The organism is Oryzomonas sagensis, from assembly GCF_008802355.1.
Classification (GTDB): domain Bacteria; phylum Desulfobacterota; class Desulfuromonadia; order Geobacterales; family Pseudopelobacteraceae; genus Oryzomonas; species Oryzomonas sagensis.
This window is the reverse complement of record NZ_VZRA01000002.1, coordinates 84853-104000: the sequence shown is the minus strand read 5'-3', so window position 1 is coordinate 104000 and position 19148 is coordinate 84853. Positions and strand designations below refer to the sequence as shown.

General features: G+C 62.7%; 19 protein-coding genes. 11 read left to right on the top strand and 8 right to left on the bottom strand.

Annotation, left to right across the window (positions count from 1 at the left end; genetic code table 11):
* The first annotated feature begins 47 nt into the window (after positions 1-47).
* From F6V30_RS08375 to F6V30_RS08325, 11 genes are all read left to right on the top strand, one after another.
* Positions 48-1604, top strand: a complete 1557-nt coding sequence (locus F6V30_RS08375; RefSeq protein ID WP_151156537.1) for a bacteriohemerythrin — start codon at positions 48-50, stop codon at positions 1602-1604.
* On the top strand, positions 1601-2227 hold the full coding sequence (gene hisH / locus F6V30_RS08370) for an imidazole glycerol phosphate synthase subunit HisH (RefSeq protein WP_151156536.1): 627 nt from the start codon (positions 1601-1603) through the stop codon (positions 2225-2227). Before F6V30_RS08375 ends, hisH begins: the two co-directional genes overlap by 4 nt.
* A gap of 141 nt (positions 2228-2368) precedes the next feature.
* A complete protein-coding gene (gene hisA / locus F6V30_RS08365) occupies positions 2369-3100 on the top strand; it encodes a 1-(5-phosphoribosyl)-5-[(5-phosphoribosylamino)methylideneamino]imidazole-4-carboxamide isomerase (RefSeq protein ID WP_151156535.1) in 732 nt (243 codons plus the stop codon).
* A 1-nt stretch (position 3101) separates the two neighbouring features.
* Positions 3102-3863 carry an imidazole glycerol phosphate synthase subunit HisF gene (gene hisF / locus F6V30_RS08360; protein ID WP_151156534.1) on the top strand — a complete coding sequence of 254 codons (762 nt, stop codon included), beginning with the start codon at positions 3102-3104 and terminating at the stop codon, positions 3861-3863.
* Positions 3860-4186: a phosphoribosyl-ATP diphosphatase gene (locus F6V30_RS08355; RefSeq protein ID WP_151156533.1), complete on the top strand. Its 327-nt coding sequence runs from the start codon at positions 3860-3862 to the stop codon at positions 4184-4186. The genes hisF and F6V30_RS08355 overlap by 4 nt, the downstream gene beginning before the upstream one ends.
* A gap of 277 nt (positions 4187-4463) precedes the next feature.
* Positions 4464-4661 (top strand): 30S ribosomal protein S21, encoded by a 198-nt coding sequence (gene rpsU / locus F6V30_RS08350; RefSeq protein ID WP_149209338.1) that lies wholly within the window; start codon positions 4464-4466, stop codon positions 4659-4661.
* Between the two features lie 8 nt (positions 4662-4669).
* Positions 4670-5113 (top strand): GatB/YqeY domain-containing protein, encoded by a 444-nt coding sequence (locus F6V30_RS08345; protein ID WP_151156532.1) that lies wholly within the window; start codon positions 4670-4672, stop codon positions 5111-5113.
* Between the two features lie 209 nt (positions 5114-5322).
* Positions 5323-5814 carry a CvpA family protein gene (locus tag F6V30_RS08340; RefSeq protein ID WP_151156531.1) on the top strand — a complete coding sequence of 164 codons (492 nt, stop codon included), beginning with the start codon at positions 5323-5325 and terminating at the stop codon, positions 5812-5814.
* Positions 5811-7562: a DNA primase gene (gene dnaG, locus F6V30_RS08335; protein ID WP_151156530.1), complete on the top strand. Its 1752-nt coding sequence runs from the start codon at positions 5811-5813 to the stop codon at positions 7560-7562. Before F6V30_RS08340 ends, dnaG begins: the two co-directional genes overlap by 4 nt.
* Before the next feature lie 26 nt (positions 7563-7588).
* The gene (gene rpoD, locus F6V30_RS08330; RefSeq protein ID WP_151156529.1) at positions 7589-9337 is read left to right on the top strand and encodes an RNA polymerase sigma factor RpoD; all 1749 of its coding nucleotides are present in this window, start codon (positions 7589-7591) and stop codon (positions 9335-9337) included.
* A 6-nt stretch (positions 9338-9343) separates the two neighbouring features.
* Entirely contained in the window at positions 9344-10642 is a 1299-nt protein-coding gene (locus tag F6V30_RS08325; RefSeq protein WP_191965620.1) for an outer membrane protein assembly factor BamD, read from the top strand.
* A gap of 136 nt (positions 10643-10778) precedes the next feature.
* Here the strand turns inward: F6V30_RS08325 and F6V30_RS08320 are convergent, their stop codons facing one another.
* From F6V30_RS08320 to F6V30_RS08285, 8 genes are all read right to left on the bottom strand, one after another.
* Positions 10779-11384 (bottom strand): hypothetical protein, encoded by a 606-nt coding sequence (locus tag F6V30_RS08320; protein WP_218043318.1) that lies wholly within the window; start codon positions 11382-11384, stop codon positions 10779-10781.
* Positions 11385-11396: 12 nt separating this feature from the next.
* On the bottom strand, positions 11397-12518 hold the full coding sequence (proB, locus tag F6V30_RS08315) for a glutamate 5-kinase (RefSeq protein WP_151156527.1): 1122 nt from the start codon (positions 12516-12518) through the stop codon (positions 11397-11399).
* 162 nt (positions 12519-12680) lie between these two features.
* Positions 12681-13694 (bottom strand): GTPase ObgE, encoded by a 1014-nt coding sequence (gene obgE / locus F6V30_RS08310; RefSeq protein ID WP_151156526.1) that lies wholly within the window; start codon positions 13692-13694, stop codon positions 12681-12683.
* 3 nt (positions 13695-13697) lie between these two features.
* Entirely contained in the window at positions 13698-14867 is a 1170-nt protein-coding gene (gene rdgC / locus F6V30_RS08305; RefSeq protein WP_151156525.1) for a recombination-associated protein RdgC, read from the bottom strand.
* 148 nt (positions 14868-15015) lie between these two features.
* Positions 15016-15987 (bottom strand): 4Fe-4S binding protein, encoded by a 972-nt coding sequence (locus F6V30_RS08300; protein WP_151156524.1) that lies wholly within the window; start codon positions 15985-15987, stop codon positions 15016-15018.
* Between the two features lie 55 nt (positions 15988-16042).
* The gene (locus tag F6V30_RS08295; RefSeq protein ID WP_151156523.1) at positions 16043-17461 is read right to left on the bottom strand and encodes a DegQ family serine endoprotease; all 1419 of its coding nucleotides are present in this window, start codon (positions 17459-17461) and stop codon (positions 16043-16045) included.
* A 128-nt stretch (positions 17462-17589) separates the two neighbouring features.
* Entirely contained in the window at positions 17590-18261 is a 672-nt protein-coding gene (locus F6V30_RS08290; protein ID WP_151156522.1) for a response regulator, read from the bottom strand.
* Between the two features lie 62 nt (positions 18262-18323).
* Positions 18324-19130 carry a pyruvate, water dikinase regulatory protein gene (locus tag F6V30_RS08285; RefSeq protein WP_151156521.1) on the bottom strand — a complete coding sequence of 269 codons (807 nt, stop codon included), beginning with the start codon at positions 19128-19130 and terminating at the stop codon, positions 18324-18326.
* Positions 19131-19148 lie beyond the last annotated feature (18 nt).

Genomic DNA, 19148 nt, shown 5'->3' with positions numbered 1-19148 from the left:
GACAACGCGTTGAACAGTGCAATCATCCCACAAGGAGCTTGGTATCTATGTCATTTATTGTACGCGTCATCATCGGCAACACCATCGTCATCCTGCTGGGCGTAGCGGCCATGGTCACCCTCAATACCGAAAATGCGCTCTGGCTCGACATCCTCTTCGGCCTGGCCATGGTGGCCGCCACGTCACTCGTTCTCGGCGTCATCAGCAGCCGCACCTTCAAGCCCCTGGCCGGCCTGGTGGGCGCCCTTGAAAAGGCCGCGGACGGCGACCTGTCGGTGCGCGCGGAGGTCACGGGCAACGGCGAACTGGGCCGTCTTGCCGTTGCCTTCAACAGCATGATGGCCGACATGAACAAGGCCATGCGGCAATTCTTCTCCGTGGCGGACCTGGTCCGGGACTCGGTGGAGATGGTCAGCTCCACAACCCATTCCATGGCCATGGCGGCCGAGGATGTGGCCCAGCAGGCGAGTACCATCGCCACCGCCAGCGAGGAGATGTCCGCCACGTCGGGGGATATCGCCCGCAACTGCCTGTTTGCCGCCGAAAATGCCCAAAAGGCCACGGACCAGACCCACAGCGGCGCCCAACTGGTCCAGAACAGCGCCCGGCTGATGGACAACATCGCCCAGCGGGTCAACGAGTCGTCCACCACCGTTGAGGGGCTGGGGCAGCGCTCGGACCAGATCGGGGCCATCGTCAACACCATCCAGGACATCGCCGACCAGACCAACCTGCTGGCCCTGAACGCCGCCATCGAGGCGGCCCGGGCCGGGGAGCAGGGACGCGGCTTCGCCGTGGTGGCCGACGAGGTGCGGGCCCTGGCGGAACGCACCACCAAAGCGACCAAAGAGATCAGCACCATGATCAAATCCATCCAGGAGGAAACCCAGGCCGCCGTCGGCTCCATGTCCGAGGGGGTCGGCGAGGTGAAGCGGGGCACCGCGGAAACCACCCGCTCCGGGGAGGCGCTGGAGGACATCCTCAACAGGATCAACGACCTGACCATGCAGATCAGCCAGGTCGCCACCGCGGCCGAGGAGCAGACCGCCACCACCCAGGAGATCACTAACAACATCCAGATGATCACCGACGTGGTCAACGGCAACGTGGAGAACGCCCGGAGCACCACCGCGGCCACCGGCAAGCTGGCGGAGCAGGTGGATCAATTGCACCAGTTGGTCGGCCACTTCCGCCTCGCCAAGGTCATGGAGTGGGACAGCAGCTTCGCCACCGGGGTCAGCCTGTTCGACCAGCAGCACCGGAAGCTGTTCGACATGGTCAACGAACTGCACGACGCCATGCAGCAAAAGCGGAGCAAGGAGGCCATCGGCTCGATCCTCGGCCGCCTGATCGAATACACCGCCTCCCATTTCGGCGCCGAGGAAGATGCCTTCCGCACGTCGGGCTACCCCGAGGCTGCCCAGCACAAACAGCACCATACCAAACTGGTGGACCAGGTGCTCGATCTCCAACGCAAGTTCAACGCCGGCGAGACCCTCCTGACCCAGGACGTGATCGTGTTCCTCCAGGATTGGCTCATCAACCACATCAAGGGTGTCGACCGGAAGTACGGCCCCCACCTCACTGCGAGCGGAATAAAATGATAGCGATCATCGACTACGGGATGGGCAACCTCCGTTCCGTCCAGAAGGGTTTCGAAAAGGTCGGCTTCGAGGCGGTGGTTACCGCTGATCCCCGGGTGGTGCTGGAAGCCGAAAAAATCGTCCTGCCGGGGGTGGGCGCCTTTCGCGACTGCATGCGCAACCTGGAGGCCGCCGGCTTCGTGGAGCCGATCCTCTCGGTCATCGCCCAGGGGCGCCCCTTTCTGGGAATCTGCGTCGGCATGCAACTCCTCTTCACCGACAGCACCGAATTCGGCCTCTACAAGGGCTTGGGGGTGATCCCCGGCCACGTGCTCCGTTTCCCCGAAGGGATGGAGGCGGGGGGAGAGAAGCTCAAGGTCCCCCAGATGGGGTGGAACCAGCTCTCCTTCAAGCGCCGCCCCCCCGCCTTCGAGGGGATCGCCGACAACGCCAACGTCTACTTCGTGCACTCCTACTACGTGAAACCGGACGACGACGGCGTCACCGCCACCACCACCGACTACGGCATCCGGTTCTGCTCCTCGGTCTGGCGGGACAACATCGTCGCCACCCAGTTCCATCCCGAGAAGTCCCAGGACGTGGGGTTGCGGATACTTAAAAACTTCGCCGCGATGCAGGATTAACGCCTAGAATCTGCCACAGAGGCACAGAGACACAGAGGTTCACAGAGAAAACCAGAAACAGGTTGCGGTTTTGACGTTCTCCGTGTCTCTGTGTCTCTGTGGCAGATGTTATTTTTTGAGTGTTCAAAATGAAAGGTACTTATGATCGTCATACCCGCCATTGATCTCAAGGAAGGAAAATGCGTCCGCCTCGAACAGGGGCTGATGGATAAGGATACGGTCTTCAACGACGACCCGGCCGCCCAGGCCCTGGAGTGGCAGCGCCAGGGAGCCGAACTGCTGCACATCGTGGACCTGGACGGCGCCTTTGCCGGCGAGCCGAAGAACCGGTCGGCCATCGAGGCCATCATCAAGGCGATCACCATCCCGGCCCAACTGGGGGGCGGCATCCGCGACCTGGCCACCATCGAGGCCTACCTCAGCCTGGGGGTGTCGAGGGTGATCATCGGCACGGCAGCCCAGCGCAACCCGGACCTGGTGAAGGAGGCCTGCAGCCTGTTCCCCGGCCGGATCGTGGTGGGCATCGACGCCAAGAACGGCATGGTGGCGGTCCAGGGATGGGCCGAGGTGACCGACATCAGTGCCGCCGACCTGGCCCGGAAATTCGAGGGGTTCGGGGTTGCGGCCATCATCTACACCGACATCAGCCGCGACGGCATGTTGCAGGGGCCCAACCTGGAGGCCACCAGGGCTCTGGCCGAAGCCGTCGCCATCCCGGTGATCGCCTCGGGCGGGGTCTCCCGCCTGGAGGACCTCAGAAACCTCATGGCCATCGAGAAGAGCGGCGTCACCGGGGTCATCACCGGCAAGGCGGTGTACACCGGCGCCATCAAGCTGGCCGAGGCGATCGCCATCACCAAGGGAGAGGCCTGACATGCTGACCAAACGCATCATCCCCTGCCTGGACGTCAAGGGGGGCCGGGTCGTCAAAGGGGTGCAGTTTCTGGAACTGCGGGACGCCGGGGATCCGGTGGAGATCGCCGAGATGTACGACCGACAGGGGGCCGACGAGCTGACCTTCCTGGACATCACCGCCTCCAGCGACGAGCGTGACATCATCATCGACGTGGTGCGCCGCACCGCCGAGCGGGTCTTCATGCCGCTTACCGTGGGCGGCGGCATCCGCACCGTGGACGACATCCGCCGCCTGCTGAACGCCGGGGCCGACAAGACCTCCATCAACACCGCCGCCGTGCAGCGGCCGGAATTCGTCCAGGAGGCGGCCGAGCGCTTCGGCTCCCAATGCACCGTGGTCGCCATCGACGCCCGCCGCGTGCCGGGCGAGCGGCGCTGGGAGGTCTACACCCACGGCGGCCGCACGCCCACCGGCATCGACGCCGTGGAATGGGCCGTGAGGATGGAGGAGTACGGCTCGGGGGAGATCCTCCTCACCAGCATGGACCGGGACGGCACCAAGGACGGGTACGACCTGGAGTTGACCCGGGCCATCGTGGACGCGGTCTCCATACCGGTCATCGCCTCGGGAGGCGTGGGAAACCTGGAGCACCTGTACGACGGCTTCGTGAAGGCGGGGGCCGGGGCCTGTCTGGCCGCCTCCATCTTCCACTACCGGGAGTACACCATCGGCGAGGCCAAACAGTATCTTCACGATAAAGGGGTGGCGGTAAGATTATGAACGAACGCGACGATATCATCCAGGCGGTGTACCAGGTCATCCTCGACCGCAAGAACAACCCCACGGAAAACTCCTATACCGCATCCCTGATGCACAAGGGGATCGACAAGATCCTCAAGAAGGTCGGGGAAGAGGCGACCGAGGTGGTCATCGCCGCCAAGGGGGGCAAACGCGATGAGATCGTCTACGAGACCAGCGATCTCGTCTTCCATCTCCTGGTCCTTCTGGGGTACTGCGACATCCCCCCCGAGGAGATCTTCGCCGAGCTGCGCCGGCGTTTCGGCATCTCGGGGATCGAGGAGAAGAACTCCCGCCCGGCATAACATCCCGACAAAATCTCAAATCTGCCTCAGAGACACGGAGACGCAGAGGAAAACCAAAAACTGGGGAAAAGCGCCGGCAGCCCCCCTGAAAAGATGTCATGCCTTTGACGTTCTCCGTGTCTCTGTGGCAGATGTCGATTTTTGATGTTGATCCATTATTGACTTTTATATTGACAATGGAATATTTGCTGTTATGATAACAATCTTGCGAAATTCTTACATAACGGCGTCATACGCATCGGAATGTGCCACTTTACAATGAGGGGGGGGATTATGGATGCCGGGAGTAAAGATCAAGGAAAACGAACCATTTGAACTCGCCCTGAAGAAGTTCAAGAAACAGTGCGAAAAGGCTGGGATTCTTTCGGAGGTTCGCAAACGCGAGCACTACGAGAAGCCAAGCATCAAACGGAAGAAAAAGGCGATCGCCGCACGTAAGCGCGCCCTCAAGAAACAGCGTAAGATGGTAGATTAGGACAAGGCATGACACTCAAGGAACAGCTTGATACTGCGATGAAACAAGCCATGAAGGCGCGGGATGACCTGCGCCTTTCGGCTGTTCGCATGGTCCGCTCCACGGTCAAGAACCGCGAGATCGAGCAGCAGCGGGAGTTGGACGATCAGGGGGTCATTGAGGTCATCTCCTCCATGGTGAAACAACGCCGCGAGTCGATCCGGCTCTACGGCGAGGGCAACCGCCCCGATCTGGTGGCAAAGGAGGAAGCTGAGTTGGCGGTTCTGCTCGGCTTCCTTCCCGCCCAGTTGACCGGCGACGAGATCGCCGAACTGGTGGCCAAGGTCATCGGGGAAACGGAAGCCCACGGCATCAAGGACATGGGCCGAGTCATGAAGGCCCTTACCCCCCTGACGGCGGGCCGGGCTGACGGGAAGACCGTCAGCGACACGGTCAGGCGGCTGCTCTCCTGATGTGCCTGCCGGTGGTTTCCGGTGATCGAAGTTCTGTATTCTGTTACACGGAAGGGGCTATCTTTTGATCGCCCCTTCCGTGTAACAATTGCCTGTGCAATGACGTCTGTACCAATCAGGAGTAATGTGGCGCCCCCCGTGAGCAACAACCGCCGGGAGGACGCGCACAAGCCGATATCTCTGCCCGACAGCCGGCACATGGTTCCCCGATGAATGCGTTCAATATCATTATTCTAGCGGTTCTCCTCTTTTTTGCTCTCAAGGGACTGGCTCGCGGACTCGTCAACGAAGCCTCCTCCCTGGCCGGCCTGCTTCTGGGCGCCTGGCTGGCGTATCATTTCTATCCGGCCGTTTCACAGCCGATACGGGCTCTCACGCATTTGCCGATGCAGATTTGCGCTTTTCTGGCCTTCATCCTGATCCTGCTGATAACGGGCATCATCGTCCACGTTGTCGGCAACATCGTCACCACCGCCCTGCGCCTCGTCATGCTGGGGGGCCTCAACCGGGTGGGAGGGCTGTTGATCGGGACGGCCGAGGGGGTGTTGTTGCTTAGCCTGCTGTTCAGCACCGCCACCGCAGGCTTCATGCCGGAAAAGCTGAAAACCAGGATCAAGAATACGGAATCGGCCAGCCTGCTGGCGCAGACGGGCGATAAAATACTCTCGCACTGGCGGAGCGGAGCCACCACACAACAATGATCCCCGAAGAAAAGGTGCGGGAGATTGCGGAACGCGTCTCCATACTTGAGGTTGTCTCGGATTACGTCCAACTGAGACGCGCCGGGGCGAATTATGTGGGGCTGTGTCCGTTTCACGGGGAAAAGACCCCGTCGTTCAACGTCAACCCCGCGCGGGAGGTATTTCACTGTTTCGGCTGCGGCGAGGGGGGCAACGCCTTCTCCTTCATCATGAAAATGGAGGGGGTCGGGTTCCCGGAAGCGGTCAAGCTCCTGGCCCGCAAAGCCGGGGTCGAGATCGAGGAACGGCAGTTGACCCCGGCCGAACGGCACGCCCAGGACGAACGGCAGCAGTTCCAGCGGATCAACGAGCTTGCCGAAGAGTATTTCCGGACGGTGCTCCTCAAGGAACCCGCGGGACAGGTTGCCAGGAATTACCTCAAGGATCGGGCCGTGGACGAGGCCCTGGCCGCCGATTACCGGCTCGGCTTTGCCCCGGACCGGTGGGACGGCTTGGCCAAACACCTCAAAACCCGTGGCGCGGACCTGGAAACCGCCCAAAAACTGGGTATACTACGTAAAGGGGATAAAGGCTGGCACGACCTGTTCCGCAATCGCCTGATCTTCCCGATCCGCGACCATAAGGGGCGCGTCATAGCCTTTGCCGGGCGGGTGCTGGACACGTCGCTCCCCAAGTACATCAACTCGCCCGAATCGCCGCTGTATCACAAAAGCGCGGTGATGTTCGGCCTGGACATGGCCTTGCCGGCCATCAGGACCGAGAACAGCGTCATCATCGTGGAGGGGTATTTCGATCACCTGGCCCTGTACCGGGCCGGGATACGCAATGTGGTCGCCACCTGCGGCACCGCGTTGACGACAATCCATGCGGGGCTGATCAAGCGCCACGCGGCACGGGTCTACACCCTGTTCGACAGCGACGCCGCCGGCCTCAAGGCGACCTTTCGCTCCATGGAGTTGTTTCTCGATCAGCGCATGCCGGCCTACGTCATCACCCTGCCCAGCGGGGACGACCCGGACAGTTTTCTGGCCAAAAACCCGGTGGAGGCCTTCACGGCCTGTCGGGACAAGGCGCGGCCCATATTCGATCACTTTGTCCGTTCCCTGTTGGTCCGCATCCCGCCGGACAGCGTGGACAACAAGGTGCGGGTCATCGACGAGGTGATCCCCCGCTTCAAGAAGATCGCCGATCCGGTGGAGCGGGACCTGTACGAGAAGGAGATCTGCCGCCTGCTGGGCATCACGGTGCACGCTTTCCGCAAGCGCCAGGGAGGGATGCAGGTCACGGCCCGGGACATGCCCGCCGGAGGCCACCCCCCGGCACATCGGGGGGATCGTTCCCAGGACACCCTGCTGGCCCTGTTGATCAGGTATCCCGAGGCGCGAGGCGAAATCCGCGCCTTCGGGGTGGATAATCTCTTCGAGGGACCGCACCGGCAGGTGGCCGAGGCGGTACTCGCGTTGCCCGATAACGGCGACGATCCGGGCGATGTGCAGAGCCTCCTGGATCGGCTGGAAGATCCCGACCAGAGGCGGATTCTCTCCCAGGTGCTCGTGAACGACGATCACCTGGCTGATATAGACTGGCGAACGGTCCTTGCCAACTACAAGCGCAACAAAGAGAAGCGTGCGCTCCACTCCATCCGCGACATCGCTGCACAACTGGCGGTCCTGGATCCGGACAGCGACGCATACCGGGCGCTCTTGCAGCAGGCCGACGCCTTGCGTACCAGAAAATCGAAGCTGTAGCCCGCAGGCTGCATTTGAGGTGAAAAATGGCAAAGAAGAACATGGACGATGTGAAGCAATTGATCGACCTCGGCAAGGAAAAGGGGTTTCTCACCTTCGACGAGGTCAACGACATACTCCCGCCCGATATCGCCACCGATCAGATCGATGACGTCATGGGCATGTTCGGGGATATGGATATCGAAATTGTTGACTCCGCCCAAAAGGTCAAGATTCCCAAGATGAAGATAGACCTGGAAGAGGACGAGGATGCCGAGGGGGAGGCCGAAGAGGTCGAGTTCGAGCCCGGCTCCATCGGCAGGACCAGCGACCCGGTGCGCATGTACCTGCGCGAGATGGGCTCGGTTTCCCTGCTCACCCGCGAGGGAGAGGTAGAAATCGCCAAGCGCATCGAGGACGGCGAGCGGGACGTGGCCGGCATCATCCTCAATACCCCCATAACCGTGCGCGAGGTCCTGCAACTGGGGGACAAACTGCGCAAATTCCAGATGAACGCCTCCGAGATCAGCAAGGAGGTCGAGGAAGAGGAGTTGGAGGAGGACGAGGAGGATGTGCAGAAGACGCGCATCCTTGCGGTCATCGATGAGATCGCTGCCCAGGACCAGCTGCTGACCGAACTGGCCGAGCAGTTGGGGGCGGCCAAGTCGGCGGCCAAGAAAAAAGAGTTCGAGAAAAAGGTGCGCGAGGCCAAGGAGCGGCAGGCCGAACTGCTCAAGTCCCTGCGCCTGAAGGACCGCCACATCAACAAGATCGCCGAGCGTCTCAAAGAGCTCTCCCTCAAGGTGGAGAGGCTGGGGACGGAGCTCATCGATCTGGAGACCATCATCCCGGCGGAGAAGCTGAGGGTGCTGGTGGACAAACTCCACCAGGAGGACGAGAAGGCCATCTCCGAGCTCAAAAAGCTCAAGCTGGGGGTCGAGGAGACCCAGAAGCTGGAAAAACGCCTGCGCAACGCGGCCCGCAAGCTGCTGAAGGTGGAACAGGAGTCCGGTTTCAAGGCCAGCGACCTCTCCACCGCCCTGAAAGCCATCGAGCAGGGTGAAGCCAAGGCCCGGATCGCCAAGTCGGAGCTGATCGAGGCCAACCTGCGCCTGGTGGTCTCCATTGCCAAGAAGTACACCAACCGCGGCCTTCAGTTCCTGGACCTGATCCAGGAGGGGAATATCGGTCTGATGAAGGCGGTGGACAAGTTCGAATACCAGCGCGGCTACAAGTTCTCCACCTACGCCACCTGGTGGATCCGCCAGGCCATCACTCGCGCCATCGCAGACCAGGCCCGCACCATCCGTATCCCGGTCCACATGATCGAGACCATCAACAAGCTGATCCGCACCAGCCGCCAGTTGGTCCAGGAGAACGGCCGCGAGCCCTCCCCCGAGGAGATCGCCGAACGGATGCAACTGCCCCTGGACAAGGTGCGCAAGGTGCTCAAGATCGCCAAGGAACCGATCTCCCTGGAGACCCCCATCGGCGAGGAAGAGGATTCCCACCTGGGGGATTTCATCGAGGACAAGGCCGTCATATCGCCTATCGAGGCGGTCATCAAGGCCAACCTTTCCGAGCAGACGGCCCGGGTGCTGTCAACCCTGACCCCCCGCGAGGAAAAGGTCCTGCGCATGCGCTTCGGCATCGGCGAGAAGAGCGACCACACCCTGGAGGAGGTCGGCCAGGATTTCGAGGTCACCCGCGAACGTATCCGTCAGATCGAGGCCAAGGCGCTGCGCAAGCTGCGCCACCCCAGCCGCAGCAAAAAACTCAAAAGCTTCGTGGAGTAACTGCCCGTGCGTCGTTCACCGATCACCTCCCTCATCATCCCGGCGCTGGCCCTTTTCCTTCTGCTCGCCGGGGCGCTCTGCGCCCCGGCGGCGGAGCTTGACGACTCCAACCTCTTTGTCGAGGCCTTCAACGCCTACCAGAAGAAGGATTACCTCCTGGCCATCGACAAGGTCAAACAGCTTACCCAGCTCTTTCCCGACACCCCGCTCAAGGACGTCTCCCTGCTGCTCCTGGCCCGTTCCGGCCTGAAATCGGGCGACAATGCGCTGGCGGCCCGGACCGTCAACCAGTTCCTCAGCGAATTTCCGGCCACCCCCTTGCGGTCGAGCATCGAGGACGACCTGCTCACCCTGGGGGCGCGCCAGCACAAGGGCGAAAAGCTCACGGAGAACAGGGCGCTGCACATGGCCGCCGTCAAGGTGCGCAACGAGCAGCTCGCCATCGAGCGGGCCATCGCCGAGAAACAGGAACAGGAGCGCCTGGCCCGGCTCAAGGCCGAGCAGGAACGCATCGCCCGGGAGAAGGCCGAGCTGGAACGGAGGGAGCGGGAACGGATTGCGGCTGAGAAGGCCGCCAAGGAGACGATCCGCACCGCCACCACCATCACCGTGGAGAAGAGCCGGATCGCCCTGGCGGGCCAGAACGGGACGCTCCCCTTCGAGATCGCCAACAACACCAAAAACAGCGAGGAGTACCTCCTGGAGGTCAGCGCCCCCGCGGAATACGGCGCGCAGCTGTCGGCCGGGACGACGCCGGGCGCGGCAACCGACCGGGTGACCGTCGGGGCGGGGCAGTCCTTCAAGGGCGCCATCGCGTTCCATATCCCCTCCGACCGGGTGGATGGCGAACGCAAGAGCGTGTCGCTCAAGGCGGTTTCCGCACGCTTCGCCGATGTCGCACTGACGCAGGAGACCCTGGTGACCATCACCGCGCCGCTGGTGCGTGTGGTTGCCCGCCCGGCCGGCCAGGGCATCGTCCCGGGCGGACAGGTCCGCTACCGCATGACCGTGCTGAACATCGGGTCCCAAACGGCCCAGGAGTTGACCGGACGGCTGATCCTGCCGCCCCAGTTCGAATTCCCGGACGCCGAGAATCCCCAGTTCCACCGCGAGGGGGCCGATGCCCTGTCGTTCAAGATCGATCCCCTGGAGACCGGCAAGATGTCGGAATACTACCTCAACCTGCGGGTGCGCGGCGACAGCGCCATCGGGCAGGAGGTGCGGTACCGGGTGGAGGTGTTCAACGGGCAACTGCAGCGCAAGGAAACCTTCGCCTCCAGCGCCGCCGTGGTGCAGGGGAAATAAGCGCATAACAACTACCATAACATGATACCAAACGACCTCCGGGGTGGCTTCCCCCCGGAGGTCGTTTGCGTTATGTCCACGGAACAATTGCGGGTTGTTGTCTTTTACCCGCAGACGAACCGGGCCTGGATATGAATCACTCTACCCCAGCCCCTTGAAGGGACAATCGTCTTGAACGGAAATAGCGTACCAGCATGGGCACGCCGAACATCGCGCCGAGGACGATCAGCATGGTCGTGTTCGGGTCCCGAAAGTACGAGTTCAGACGCAGCGTCGTGAGCGCGATGACGGCGAAATAGAGCATGTCGCCAACGATGGCAAAGGCCCAGCCGGCAAGGAAGCCGTGACCGGCCGCGAGCGCCGAGGCCCGCCCGGTCATGGGATCGATGCCAAAGGCAATCATAATGAGCGTAACGGGACCTGCGCCGGTGCCGCCGAAATGTGCCGCGCTCCGGGCCGTTGCGGCCGTTAAAGCTTTGCTGAGACGGGTTAATACGGGAATTTTTCCGCACGCTGTTGCGAGAAGCCGAAGGATCGGTTCAAATGCAAGGGCCAGGACAACATCCGAGACCAGGTAGAGCAGTGTGGTGATGGGCCAGGCCAGCCCCTTGGCGCTGGCGAGCATGACACCGGCAGGGATTCCGCCTCCGACGGGGAGGAGGAAGAGCTTCAGCACCGCCAGCATGGCGGGTGTGGACGAGGCGACCCCGAAAATGTGTTCGGACAGTGGCAATGTGGTCATGGAAATCCTGCGTTACAAGACCACCAGGTTGTCCCGGTGGATGATCACATCCCCGTAGTGATACCCCAGGATATCGTCGATCTCGCTGCTCTTTTTCCCCACCAGCCGGGCCGTTTCGGCGCTGGAGTAGTCCGACAGCCCCCGGGCGAACTCCACGCCGTCCGGACCGCAGATCCGCACGCACCCGCCCCGGTCGAAACGCCCCTCGACCCGCACCACGCCTGATGGCAGAAGGCTCTTGCCCCGTTTCAGCAGCACCTCCCGCGCCCCTTCGTCCACCACCACCCTGCCGGACGGCTTGAGGGTGTAGGCGATCCAGTGTTTGCGCCGGTTCAGCCCCACGGCGGCGGGGAGGAACAGGGTGCCCACCTCGTCGCCCCGCAGGGCCGCGGCGATGATCCCGTCCCGCTTGCCGTCCACCATGATGGTCGGGACGCCGTTCTTGCCGGCCTTCTTGGCCGCCGCCACCTTGGTGGCCATGCCGCCGGTGCCGACAGTGGACTCGGCCCCCCCCGCCGCCCGTTCCACCTCGCGGGTGACCCCCTTCACCAGGGGTATCAGCCGGGCTTCCGGGTCATGGTGGGGATCGGCGCTGTAGAACCCCTCGATATCGGTCAGGATCAAGAGCAGTTGGGCCTCGGCCACGTTGGTGACCAGGGCCGACAGGTTGTCGTTGTCCCCGAACTTGATCTCGTCCACCACCACGGTGTCGTTCTCGTTGATTACCGGGATGATGCCGAAGCCCAGGAGGGCGTCCATGGTGGCGCGGGCGTTGAGGAACCGCTGCCGGTTGACCAGGTCCTCGCTGGTCAGGAGGATCTGGGCCGCCTTCAGGCCGTGCGGCTCCAGGGCCTCTTCGTAGGCCCGCATGAGGAGCGACTGGCCGATGGCCGCCGCCGCCTGCTTGTGGGGGATGGTCCGGGGCTTGTCCGTCAGCCCCAATTCGCTCCTGCCGGCGGCGATGGCGCCGGACGACACCACCACCACCTGCAGGTGCCGGGCGTGCAACGCGGCGAGATCGCGGCAGATTCGCCCGATGACCGCCAGATCCAGGGCGCCGTCGGCATCGGTCAGCACCCGGCTGCCGATCTTGATCACCACCCGCTTCACGGATTTCAATATCTCTTTACGCATTCTTAGAGTCCTGTAGGGTTAATCCAAAAACTATTTGCCACAGAGACGCAGAGATAACCATTCGAGAATTTTTAAAACTCTGTGATTTCCTCTGTGTCTCCGTGTCTCTGTGGCAGATGGTGATTTTTTCTGTGGCCCTGTGGCAAAACTGCCGTGGAGAGTCTACCCCTTATCCCGATCCGCCCATAACCGCCGGGCGATCTCGTCCAGAAGCGCCTCGACCCCCTCGCCCGTGGCGGATGAGATGGGGAACACCGTGATCTTCCGCCCTTCGAACCACGCCCTGATCTCGGCGAGCCGTTCCCGGGTCTGGGGGAGGTCGGTCTTGGTGATCACCACCACCTGTTCCTTGGCGGCCAGCTCGGGGCTGAACAGAGCCAGTTCGCGGCAGACCGCCTGGTATTCGGCCAGGGGGTCCCGGTCCGGCATCCAGGAGATGTCCACCAGATGCAGCAGGATGCCGGAGCGCTCCAGGTGCTTGAGGAAACGGTGCCCCAGGCCGGCACCGGCGTGGGCTCCCTCGATAATGCCCGGGATATCGGCCACCACGAAGGAACGGTAATTCTTGTATGCCACCACCCCCAGGCTGGGGACCATGGTGGTGAAGGGATAATCGGCGATCTTGGGGCGGGCGGCGGAGATCTTGCTGATGAGGGACGACTTGCCCGCATTGGGCAGGCCCAACAGCCCCACGTCGGCCATGAGCTTCAACTCCAGCCGCAGCTTGCGCTCCTCCCCCTCCTCCCCTGGCTGGGAGAATTTGGGCGCCTTGTTGGTGGCGGTGGCAAAGCGGGCGTTGCCCTGCCCTCCCCGCCCCCCTTTGAGCAGGATCACCTTTTGACCGTCCTCGGTCAGATCGGCCAGCGTATCGTCGGTCTCGGCGTCCTTGACCACCGTGCCCACCGGCACCCGGATCACCAGGTCCTCCCCGCCGGCGCCGTGGCGGTTCTTGCCCATGCCGTTGTGCCCCTTTTCGGCCTTCTGGTGCGGCCGGTGGCGCAGTTCCAGCAGGGTCGAGAGGCCGGAGGTGGCCACGAAGATCACGTCCCCCCCCTTGCCGCCGTCGCCGCCGCTGGGGCCGCCGAACTCGATGAACTTCTCGTGGCGGAAGGCGACGCAGCCGGCGCCGCCGTGCCCGGAGGCGGTGAACAGGGTTACTTCATCGATAAATTTCATAGGCTACTTTCCGTCCAGCCAAGCCTGAATGGCTTGGAGGCGCGCTCCCCAGGCATCGGTCAGGCGCTCGTTGAGAAATGCGGCGAACAGGCTGTCGAAGAGCTGGACGCCCTGCTCCAGCAGGAACATGCGCTCGTAGAAGACCGCCTCCCGCTCGCTCATCTGATCCACGGTGGCGTCCTTCTCGATACGGACCTGGGGGCATTTGAGGGAGGCGAAACCGAAGGTCTCCCCCTTGAGGGTCAATTTCCAGGGATTTTCGTCCTTTTCCATGCAGATGGTGGCGCTGGTGATCCTTTTCCCCCCCTTGAGGGCCGAGATGGCCTCCAGGTAGCTGTCCTGGGAACCGGAGACGGAAACCTTCTGGATGCTTCCCTCCTCGCTCCCCCCCTGAAACTGGATACGGTCGTCGATCCAGGCGGAGAAACGCTCGCCGGTGCCGAGATGGCCCGGACGGCTGACGGAGAAATCCCCCTCCCCGTTCACCCCCCGCTGGAGGAGCCAGAGGAGGAAATCCCACCCCAGCCACTGGTTGTCCCGGATCTGGGCCGCCACCGCGTCCGATCCGGCCAGGTTGGCGGCCTCAAGCTTGTCCAGCATCGGCCCCTCCACCAGCATCCGGGCCCGGGCAAAGGGGTGGACGATCACCGGGCTGAACCCGTCGAAGGTCTTGCGGAAGATCTCCTCGAAGCGCTCCAGGACCTTGGTCCCCAGGCTGAACAGGGTCAGCACGCCGCTCCTCTGGTCCCAGACCACGTCCACGCTGGAGGGAACCGGCAGGGATTTGGTCAACAGGCGCAACTGCACCAGTTCCTTGATCTCCTCCCGCTTCTTCTTGGGCGCGCGGCGCAGGTTGGGGTGCTGGGCCAGGAAGGCCCCCTCCTCCCGTCCGGTGTGGGATTTGAGCAGGGCGGCCGGCACCTTGCGCTGGTCCCGGCGCAGGGAGAAGACCACGTAGTTGTCGCGCCAGAAATCGGACGGCACCTCGAAGGCGGCGTTATCGGGGTGGTCCACCAGGGTCCACCCTTCGGAGGATTCCTCGGCGGAGTTTTCGATGGACTGGAACCCGCGGGCCGACAGTTTTTCGGAAAACCACTGAAACTGGTCGTTCTTCGGCAGGTCGCCGGTTATGGTGTACTGGGTGATGCTGACGGTGTTGGCGTAAACTCCCATGATTCGGGTGCATCCTTTCGTATCTGAAATAGTCGGTTAGTATGACATATTTTCATAGGGTGCGCCACGATTATGGGACCTATGGGACTGATGGGACGTATAAGTCCTATGGGACCTATAGGTCCCATTTCCTATAAGCCCCCTCTCCCTACCTCCCCAGGAGCCTGCCGTACTCGGCCGCATCCAGCGCCGTGCGCCAGTGGCCGGTCAGTTTGCCCGCCAGGGTCCCCCCCCAGAAGAAGAGCACCACCAAAACGGCAAAGACGATGCCGGGGATGACGAACCGGCCCACGACGCGCATGGAGAGCGCGTCCTCCGCCCGACAGTGGCTGACGCAGCGCCAGCAGCCGATGCACTCGGGGGAATTGACGCTCTGCTTGTGCATGACGTCGATATAGGTGGGGCAGACCTGGTTGCAGGCCCCGCAGGAAACGCAGCGGCCGCTGTCGCGGGTGACCCGCACCGGCGAGAGCAGGGCCGCGAGCCCCAACAGCGCGCCGTAGGGGCAGAGGTAGCGGCAGAAGGGGTTGCGCAGGATAAGGGAGGCCGCCACCAGGAAGAGGATGATCACCAGGGCCGTGGGGGAAATGTGGAGGAAGAAGTCCAGGAGCCGCACGTCGGCGACCTTGTGGTAGTCGGAGAAGATGAAGTCGCGCAGCGCCTCGGCCGGCATGGCGATGGCGATGGAGTAGATGAAGAAGGTCATCAGCAGGTATTTCAGGCCGCGCAGGGTCACGTCCAGCCAGCGGGGGAGGCGGAGGTTGCGCTTGAGCCCCTTGAAGCCGCCCTTCCAGGCGCATTCCGAGATGGTGGCCACCGGGCAGACCCACGAGCAGAAGGAGCGGCGCAGCAGCAGGGAGACGCCGACGATGGTGAGGAAGACCACCACCGCCGCCGGGTGGACCGGGTTGATCCCCAGCCCCTTGAGCCAGCCGGCCAGGCCCAGCAGCCCGGAGATGGGGAGAAACCCCTCCACGCCGTCGGGGCGTGCGGGGACGGAGGCGCCGCCGACGCGGAGATACTGGACGAACAGGTAGAACCTGAGCCCCAGCCAGAGCATGAAGGCGAGAAAACAGCATTGGATCAGGATGCGCAGCGGCTGGACGTAACGAGCGGACATGGGGACTCCCGGGATGAAATGAGAAGGGCGGGCCTGCGGCCCGCCCTCTCCGGCTTTATTGGTCGATCTTTACGGCAACGTAGTAAATCGCGCCGTCGGGGTGTTTCAGGAGGAGGCGGGCCACGTCGCCCTTTTTCAGCTTGGCGACCGCGGCGTTGTATTTCTCCTGGGTGTCCGGCCGCTGGCCGTTGACCTCGATGATCATGTCTCCGGCGGCGATCCCCACCTCCTCGGCGGACGAGCCGGGCTTGACCTCACTGACGATCAGCCCCTTGGCGTCCTTGATCCCCAGGCGGGAGGCCAACTCCTTGGTCAGTTCCTGCACCACGATGCCGATGGAGGCGCTCTCGGCGGCGGCACCCACGGAGGCCTGAGCCTCGCCGTCCTTCAGCCGGGCGATGGTCACCCCGACCTCCTGCTTCTTGCCGTCGCGGAAGATCGCCAGCTTGACCTTCTTGTCGATGGGGGTGGCCGCCACGTAGCGGGGCAGTTCATTCCCCTCGGTGAGCGGCTTGCCGTCGTACTCCAGGATGATATCGCCCGCCTTGAGTCCGGCCTTATCGGCCGGGGTGTCCTTCTCCACGCTGGCGATCAGGGCCCCCTTGTCCGAATCCAGGCCGAAGGATTTGGCCAGGTCGGCGGTCAGCGGTTGGAAGCGGACCCCCAGGTAGCCCCTGGTGACCTTGCCCTTGTCCCGGAGTTGGGTCACGATGTCCTTCGCCATGTTGATGGGGATGGCAAACCCGATCCCCTGGCCGCCGGCGATGATGGCGGTATTGATGCCGATCACCCTGCCGGTGGCATCGAAGAGCGGCCCGCCGGAGTTGCCGGGGTTGATGGAGGCGTCGGTCTGGATGTAGTCGTCATACGGTCCGCTGCCGATCACCCGCCCCTTGGCGCTGACGATCCCGGCCGTGACGGTCTGGGCCAGGCCGAAGGGGTTGCCGATGGCCATGACCCACTCCCCGACCTCCAGGTTGTCGCTGTCCCCCAGTTCGGCGACCGGCAGCTTTTCCTTCTCGCTGATCTTGATCAGAGCCAGGTCGAGTTTTTCGTCGCTCCCCTTAAGTTCCCCCTTGATCTCCCGGCCGTCGGAAAGCTTGACCATCACCTCGTCGGCGCCGCTGACCACGTGGTTGTTGGTCAGGATGTACCCTTCGGCGCTGATGATGAAACCGGTGCCCAGGGCCTGTTCACGGCGCGGTCGCTGTTGCGGCGCCTCGTCGAAATAGCGGCCGAAGAAATCGTCGAAGAAATTGCCGAAGGGTTGTTGCTGAAACTGGGGGTGTCGGGCGCGTTGCCGCGGCTTGATGTTCTTGGTGGTCCGTATATTGACGACGGTAGGTTTGAGCCGTTTCGCCAAGGCGACGAAGTCGGGACTGATCGGTTTGGCGATGGACATGACCGGGATTGCCAGGGTGGCAATCAGACCGGCGACCAGAAGACGGACCGTGGACACGAATGGTGTGGACATGTTCTGACCTCCGAGATTTTGTGTGGTTGACAACCGACAAGGGCGGATCGCGTAACCAGCCACGACGCCGCCCTTGATCCGTTTTCTGGAAAAATAATCCATCAACCGGCAAAAATCAAGCCCCCCCGCTACCCCTCCCGCAGGATATACCCCTGCCCGCGGACGGTGTGGATCAGCTTGCCGGGATAATCCTTGTCGATCTTCTTGCGCAGGTAGTTGACATACACGTCGATGATGTTGGTAAAGCTGTCGAAGGCGTAGTCCCACACGTGCTCGGCGATCATGGCCCGGGAGAGGACGGTGTTGGGGTTGCGCATCAGGTACTCCAGGAGGCCGTACTCCTTGGACGTCAGGTCGATCTCCTTAACGCCGCGCCACACCTTGTGGCTGACCGGATCGAGCCGCAGGTCGGCGAAACGGATTTCGGCGCCCCGGTCCTGCTCGCCTCTCCGCAGGAGTGCACGGACGCGGGCCAGCAATTCGGCAAAGGCGAACGGCTTGGTAAGATAGTCGTCGGAACCGGCGTCCAGGCCGGACACGATGTCCTCCATATTGTCGCGGGCGGTCAACATCAGCACCGGCACGCGGTTTCCCGCATCCCGCAGTTCCCTGACCACCGCCATGCCGTCCTTTTTGGGCAGCATCATATCCATGATGACCAGGTTGTAGTCGCCGTCCCGGGCCTGCCTGAAGCCATCGAGGCCGTCATAGGCCACCGCGACCTTGTAGTTGTCGTCCTCGAGGCCGCGTTTGATGAAACTGGCGACCTTCTTTTCGTCTTCAACCACGAGAATGTTCATGTTGTACCTCCCTCATAATATCGACCCGGTACATCTATGTGAAAAACGCTCGGGAAACCGCTTCAACAGACGGGCGGTTCCCGGCGCCGCATGATCTCGGAGGCAGATTCCTCCACCGATTTGTTGGTCACATCGATGGTCAGCCATTCCGGGTGCTGCCGGTACAGTTTTTTGCAGAATGCGACCTCGTCCTCCACCTGCTGATAATCGGCGTAGCTCCCGCGGGGGCTCTGCCGCATGTTGAGCAGCCGCGAGGTGCGAATCTCCACCAAGCGCCGGGTATCGATGATCAACCCCACGATCTTGGCCTGGTCGATCTGGAACAGCTCCGCGGGGGGCTCGATCCCCTTTACCAGCGGCACGTTGGCCACCTTATACCCCTTGTGGGCCAGATACATGGAGAGGGGGGTCTTGGACGACCGGGACACCCCCACCAAAACCAGATCGGCCTTGTACAGGTGCCGGGTTTCCTGGCCGTCGTCGTGCTTGACCGTGAAATCCACCGCCTCGATCCGCTTGTGGTAGTCGGTGTCGATGCGGTGCAGCAGTCCGGGAATCTCCCGCGACGGGGCCCCCAGATAGCGCGACAGGTTGTAGATCAGGCTGCTCAGCAGGTCCACCGCGATGAGGCCCTGCTCCTCGGCGACCCGTTCGACCGCCTCGGAGAGATGCGGGTCCACGAGGGTATAGACCAGCATCCCCGGTTCGCGCACCACCACGGCAAGGGCTTGTTGCAGGTCGTTCTGGGAACGGATCTGGAACACACGGTTGACCTTGACGTCCTCTTCGTAGAATTGGGAAAGAGCCGCCTTGATCACCCGTTCGGCGGTCTCGCCGGTTGAGTCGGAAAAGACGTAGATCGTTTTCATTGTCTCGCCGTAACCTTG